At 67.6% G+C, this 5,233-nt stretch carries 4 protein-coding genes and 1 pseudogene; 2 read left to right on the top strand and 3 right to left on the bottom strand.

Annotation, left to right across the window (positions count from 1 at the left end; genetic code table 11):
* Nucleotides 1-347 precede the first annotated feature (347 nt).
* The 3 genes from ABZS97_RS43355 to thyX all read right to left on the bottom strand — a co-directional run bounded on the left by ABZS97_RS43355 (nucleotide 348) and on the right by thyX (nucleotide 4,021).
* Entirely contained in the window at nucleotides 348-2,033 is a 1,686-nt protein-coding gene (locus ABZS97_RS43355) for a ribonuclease J (protein WP_356149324.1), read from the bottom strand.
* 136 nt (nucleotides 2,034-2,169) lie between these two features.
* Nucleotides 2,170-3,069 carry a 4-hydroxy-tetrahydrodipicolinate synthase gene (gene dapA, locus ABZS97_RS43350; protein WP_356149321.1) on the bottom strand — a complete coding sequence of 300 codons (900 nt, stop codon included), beginning with the start codon at nucleotides 3,067-3,069 and terminating at the stop codon, nucleotides 2,170-2,172.
* Between the two features lie 211 nt (nucleotides 3,070-3,280).
* The gene (gene thyX / locus ABZS97_RS43345) at nucleotides 3,281-4,021 is read right to left on the bottom strand and encodes an FAD-dependent thymidylate synthase (protein ID WP_356149316.1); all 741 of its coding nucleotides are present in this window, start codon (nucleotides 4,019-4,021) and stop codon (nucleotides 3,281-3,283) included.
* 248 nt (nucleotides 4,022-4,269) lie between these two features.
* Here thyX and ABZS97_RS43340 point away from each other — a divergent pair, with 248 nt between their 5' ends.
* Together ABZS97_RS43340 and ABZS97_RS43335 are read left to right on the top strand one after the other, a co-directional pair.
* Nucleotides 4,270-4,509, top strand: a complete 240-nt coding sequence (locus ABZS97_RS43340) for a hypothetical protein (RefSeq protein WP_356149311.1) — start codon at nucleotides 4,270-4,272, stop codon at nucleotides 4,507-4,509.
* Between the two features lie 123 nt (nucleotides 4,510-4,632).
* Nucleotides 4,633-5,148 (top strand): annotated as a pseudogene (locus ABZS97_RS43335) (hypothetical protein); the annotation flags it as partial.
* Nucleotides 5,149-5,233 lie beyond the last annotated feature (85 nt).

Below are 5,233 nucleotides of genomic sequence, written 5' to 3'. Positions count from 1 at the left end.
ACGCTGTTGAGTTCTCAAGGAACGGACGCTTCCTTTGTACTCACCCGCAGAACATTTTCTGGGGCTTTCCTCCGGGCGCTTCCCTTCGGTCTTGCATTTCCGACTCTATCAGACCGTTTTCCGATCCGATTTCCTCGGCGCTTTCCAGGTTTTCGCTTTCGCGTTTCCCTTTCCAGCGGCTCCGACTTTATCAGAGATTCTGAGTCGGAATTCCCCGCCCCGTTCGAGGACTGGTCCGGCGCACGAAGCGACCGGGTTCCCGTTCAGGCGGAGACGTAAACGTACTGGAGCGGGGCGCCCCGATGCAAATCGAGGCGCCCCGCTCCGGGTTGGCACGTACGAGAGGGTCAGACCTCGACGACGACCGGGAGGATCATCGGGCGCCGGCGGTAGTTGTCCGAGACCCATTTGCCCAGCGTGCGGCGGATGAGCTGCTGCATCTGGTGGGGCTCGACCACGCCGTCCTGGGCGGACTTCTCCAGGACCTCGGTGATCCTCGGGACGACCTCGCTGAAGGCGGAGTCGTCGATGCCCGAGCCGCGGGCCTGGATGTGCGGGCCGCCGGTGATCTTGCCTGTGCTGGAGTCCATCACCACGAACACCGAGATGATGCCCTCGTCACCGAGGATTCGCCGGTCCTTGAGCGCGGGCTCGCCGACATCGCCGACCGAGAGGCCGTCGACGTACACGTAGCCCGCCTGGACCTTGCCGGAGATCTTGGCCTTGCCCTCGACGAGGTCGACGACGACGCCGTCCTCGGCGATCACGATGCGGTCGTGCGGGACGCCGGTGAGGGCGCCCAGCTCTGCGTTGGCACGCAGGTGGCGCCACTCGCCGTGCACCGGCATCAGGTTCCGCGGCTTGCAGATGTTGTAGAAGTACAGCAGCTCGCCCGCCGAGGCGTGGCCCGAGACGTGCACCTTGGCATTGCCCTTGTGGACGACGTTCGCGCCCCAGCGGGTCAGGCCGTTGATGACGCGGTAGACGGCGTTCTCGTTGCCCGGGATCAGCGACGACGCGAGGATCACCGTGTCGCCCTGGACGATGCGGATCTGGTGATCCCGGTTGGCCATGCGCGAGAGGGCTGCCATCGGCTCGCCCTGCGAGCCCGTGCAGACCAGCACGATCTGGTGGTCGGGCAGGTCGTCGAGCGTCTTCACGTCGACCACCAGGCCCGGCGGGACCTTCAGGTAGCCGAGATCCCGGGCGATGCCCATGTTGCGGACCATCGAGCGGCCGACGAAGGCGACGCGACGGCCGTACTCGTGGGCGGCGTCCAGGATCTGCTGGATGCGGTGGACGTGGCTGGCGAAGCTCGCCACGATGATCCGCTTGCTGGCCCCGGCGAAGACCTGGCGCAGCACGTTCGAGATGTCGCGCTCGGGCGGGACGAAGCCCGGGACCTCGGCGTTCGTCGAGTCCGAAAGAAGGAGGTCGATGCCCTCCTCGCTCAGACGTGCGAACGCGTGCAGGTCCGTGAGGCGGCCGTCCAGCGGAAGCTGGTCCATCTTGAAGTCACCCGTGTGGACCACCATGCCCGCAGGGGTGCGGATGGCGACCGCGAGGGCGTCCGGGATGGAGTGGTTGACCGCGACGAACTCACAGTCGAAGGGGCCGATGCGCTCGCGGTGGCCCTCGGCCACCTCAAGCGTGTACGGACGGATGCGGTGCTCCTGGAGCTTCGCCTCGATCAGGGCGAGGGTCAGCTTGGAGCCGATCAGCGGGATGTCCGGCTTCTCCCGCAGGAGGAAGGGGACGCCGCCGATGTGGTCCTCGTGGCCATGCGTGAGGACGATGCCCTCGATGTCGTCGAGGCGGTCCCTGATGGACGTGAAGTCCGGCAGGATCAGGTCGATTCCGGGCTGCTCCTCCTCGGGGAAGAGCACGCCGCAGTCGACGATCAGCAGACGGCCTCCGTATTCGAAGACCGTCATGTTTCGGCCGATTTCACCGAGGCCGCCGAGCGGGGTGACCCGCAGGCCGCCCTTCGCGAGCTTCGGCGGGGCGCCGAGTTCAGGATGCGGATGACTCAAAAGACTCTCCTCACCACACGCGCCACGTACCTGTAAGGCACGTGGCGCGCATGACGTTCGTGCAGTAGCAGTTGTCTGTGTGGGGTGCAGGCCCGTGGCCTGCGTTGTCGTACGTATTCAGTTGTGAAGTCTGTGGTTAGAGCTGTACCCCGCCGGCGGCAAGATCGATCTTGAGCTGCGCGGTCTCCTCGGGTGACAGTTCGACCATGGGTGCGCGCAGCGGTCCGGCCGGCAGGCCCTGGAGGGCGAGCGCGGCCTTCGTGGTCATGACGCCCTGGGTGCGGAACATGCCGGTGAAGACCGGGAGCAGCTTCTGGTGGATCTCGGTGGCCTTCTGGACGTCGCCCGTGACGTACGCCTCGAGGAGGGCGCGCAGCTCGGGGGTGACGACGTGGCCCACCACGGAGACGAAGCCGACCGCGCCGACCGAGAGAAGCGGCAGGTTCAGCATGTCGTCGCCGGAGTACCAGGCCAGGCCGGAGCGGGCGATGGCCCAGCTGGCCCGGCCCAGGTCTCCCTTGGCATCCTTGTTCGCGACGATACGCGGGTGCTCGGCCAGACGCACCAGCGTTTCGGTGCTGATCGGTACGCCGCTGCGGCCGGGGATGTCGTAGAGCATCACCGGCAGCTCGGTCGCGTCGGCGATGGCCGTGAAGTGCCGGTACAGGCCCTCTTGCGGGGGCTTGTTGTAGTACGGCGTCACGGTCAGCAGGCCGTGGGCGCCGGCTTTCTCGGCGGCGCGGGCCAGTTCGATGCTGTGGTGTGTGTCGTTCGTGCCGACGCCGGCGACGACGTGGGCACGGTCGCCGACCGCCTCCAGTACGGCTCGTACGAGATCCGATTTCTCCGCGTCGCTGGTGGTCGGGGACTCGCCGGTGGTGCCGTTGACGATCAGACCGTCGTTGCCGGCGTCCACCAGGTGGGTTGCGAGCCGCTGCGCGCCGTCGAGGTCGAGTGCGCCGTCCGCCGCGAAGGGCGTGACCATGGCGGTGAGGACCCTCCCGAAGGGGGTCTGCGGAGTGGAGGTCGGAGCCATGGGTAACACGCTACTCGCTGCTCCATGCCTGGTCTGCCCTCGGGGTGGGCGACAAGTCGCGACAAAGGTGGAGCCCGGCACTGCCTGCTCGGGGGTTCAAGCAGTGCCGGGTCCGTTTGATCAGGCTAGATGAACTTCTCGAAATGCCGCAATACGGACACTTCGCACGGCTGATCCGTACATCTGTGCCGACCGGGAGAACTGAGGTGCCCTACGGGGCCACGCGACCGTTGGCGTTGAAGGCCGCGTAGGTGAGCGGCATGAGCTTCGCCCACTCCGCCTCCATCTTCTCGCCGACCATCTCGATCTCCCGCTGCGGGAAGGACGGGACCTTGGCGAGCTCGTGCTGGGTGCGCAGGCCGAGGAAGTGCATCAGCGAGCGCGCGTTGCAGGTGGCGTACATCGAGGAGAAGAGGCCGACCGGGAGGACCGCGCGGGCGACCTCGCGGGCGACGCCGGCGGCGAGCATCTCCTGGTACGCCGCGTACGCCTGGCGGTAGGAGTCCTCCATCGTGCGGCCGACCAGCTCCTGTTGGGCCTCGGTGCCGTCCACGAAGACGTACTTGCCGGGGCGGCCCTGCTGGACCAGCTTGCGGGACTCGCCCGGGACGTAGAAGACGGGTTCGAGCTCCCTGTACCGGCCCGATTCCTCGTTGTACGACCACCCCACGCGGTGCCGCATGAACTCGCGGAAGACGAAGATCGGGGCGCTGATGAAGAACGTCATCGAGTTGTGCTCGAAGGGGCTGCCGTGCCGGTCCCGCATCAGGTAGTTGATCAGGCCCTTGGAGCGCTCCGGGTCCTTCTGCAGCTCGTCCAGCGACTGCTCGCCGACGGTCGAGACACGGGCGGCGAACAGCACGTCCGAGTCGGACGCGGTGTGCTTGACCAGCTCGACGGTGACATCGCTGCGGAAGCTTGGCTTGAGGTCGTCGGCGGGGGTGTCGGTCACGGCTTGGAGGGTCCTTCCCATCACGTCTCTCGGGCGGCGACCACTCTACGGCCCGGCACTGACAACGGGGCGTTCGGTACCGTGCCGCGACATTCGGCAGCGAACTTCTGCGAATTCGGCGAAACTGGGCACCTTTTGGGCTCTTCGAGCGTCTGTGTTGGTGACAGTGATTCGTTCGAGTCATCCGGGACACCCGACGGCTCCGATGTCTCTGATCCCTTCGAGTCTCCAGAGGAGAAGCGCTCCCCATGTTCCGTCGGCGCGAGCCCGTTCCGTTCGCCTTCATCGCCGAAGCCGACCAGTTCCGCAGCAACGTCACTCCCCCGCCCCGCGAGCGCGCGTCCGCCGGGCAGAGGGCCGGGCAGTGGCTCATAGGCCTCACCGTGGTCGCCGGGCTCGTGGGCGCTCTGCTGATCGGCACGCCCTCGCTGTCCCTCGACCAGTCACCGGCCAAGACGCAGCACTCCGAGGCCTCCGACGGGCGCTGACGCCCCCGCGCCGCCCGAATGGCGTGGGACATACCCCCTTGGACCCCCAAGGGTGGTGAGCAGGCACGCGGCTCGATAACCTCACCGGGCATCACCCATGCGTGGATTGAGTGAGGATCAGTCGTGCCCCTGCCCTTCCTGACGGCGGACCGCGCCTTTGACGAGGCGGCGGACGATCTCGCGCTGCCCTTCGACGACCGCGATCACTGGCGGCGCCCGTACCGGCCCGGCCCCTGGCGGGTGGGCGCGGCCGCGCTGCTCCTGCTGCTCGCCTCGTACGTGCTCTTCGCCGCGGTCGTCATCGCGCTCACCGGCACCGTGGCCGCCGCGGGAGCGGTCCTGGGCGGAGCCGCGTTCGTCATCCTCTGCGCCCTGCGACTGCTGCGGGTCGGCACGTGGGTGAGCGCGATCGGGCTGCGTCGCGTGGCCTTCTTCCGTACCCGGACGACGTCCTGGGACCAGATCGTCGCGGTACGGACGGTCCAGCAGCCGGTGCGCTGGCTCGGGCTGCCCCGCACGGTGCAGGGGCAGGCTCTGGTCGTCGTACGCGGGGATCGGACGGCCGATGACCAGGCGCCGCTGCTGACGTCGCACAGTGCGGACTTCCTGGCGCGTATGGAGGCCTTCGACCGGGCGGCCGCGCGAGCAGATCCTGAGGACGGCACACCAGGACTGGTGTGTGGCCCGTGGGGTCGTACCCCGCTGGCCTGGCATCCGGTACGTC

Source organism: Streptomyces sp. NPDC005485, assembly GCF_040606085.1.
Lineage (GTDB): Bacteria > Actinomycetota > Actinomycetes > Streptomycetales > Streptomycetaceae > Streptomyces.
Note: the sequence above shows the minus strand (reverse complement) of the source record. Positions and strands in the feature narration are given on the sequence as shown.

Excerpts from the sequence above, each read along its gene's own strand:
- dapA (WP_356149321.1), bottom strand. The coding sequence starts at position 3,069 with ATGGCTCCGACCTCCACTCCGCAGACCCCCTTCGGGAGGGTCCTCACC.
- ABZS97_RS43340 (WP_356149311.1), top strand. The coding sequence starts at position 4,270 with ATGTTCCGTCGGCGCGAGCCCGTTCCGTTCGCCTTCATCGCCGAAGCC.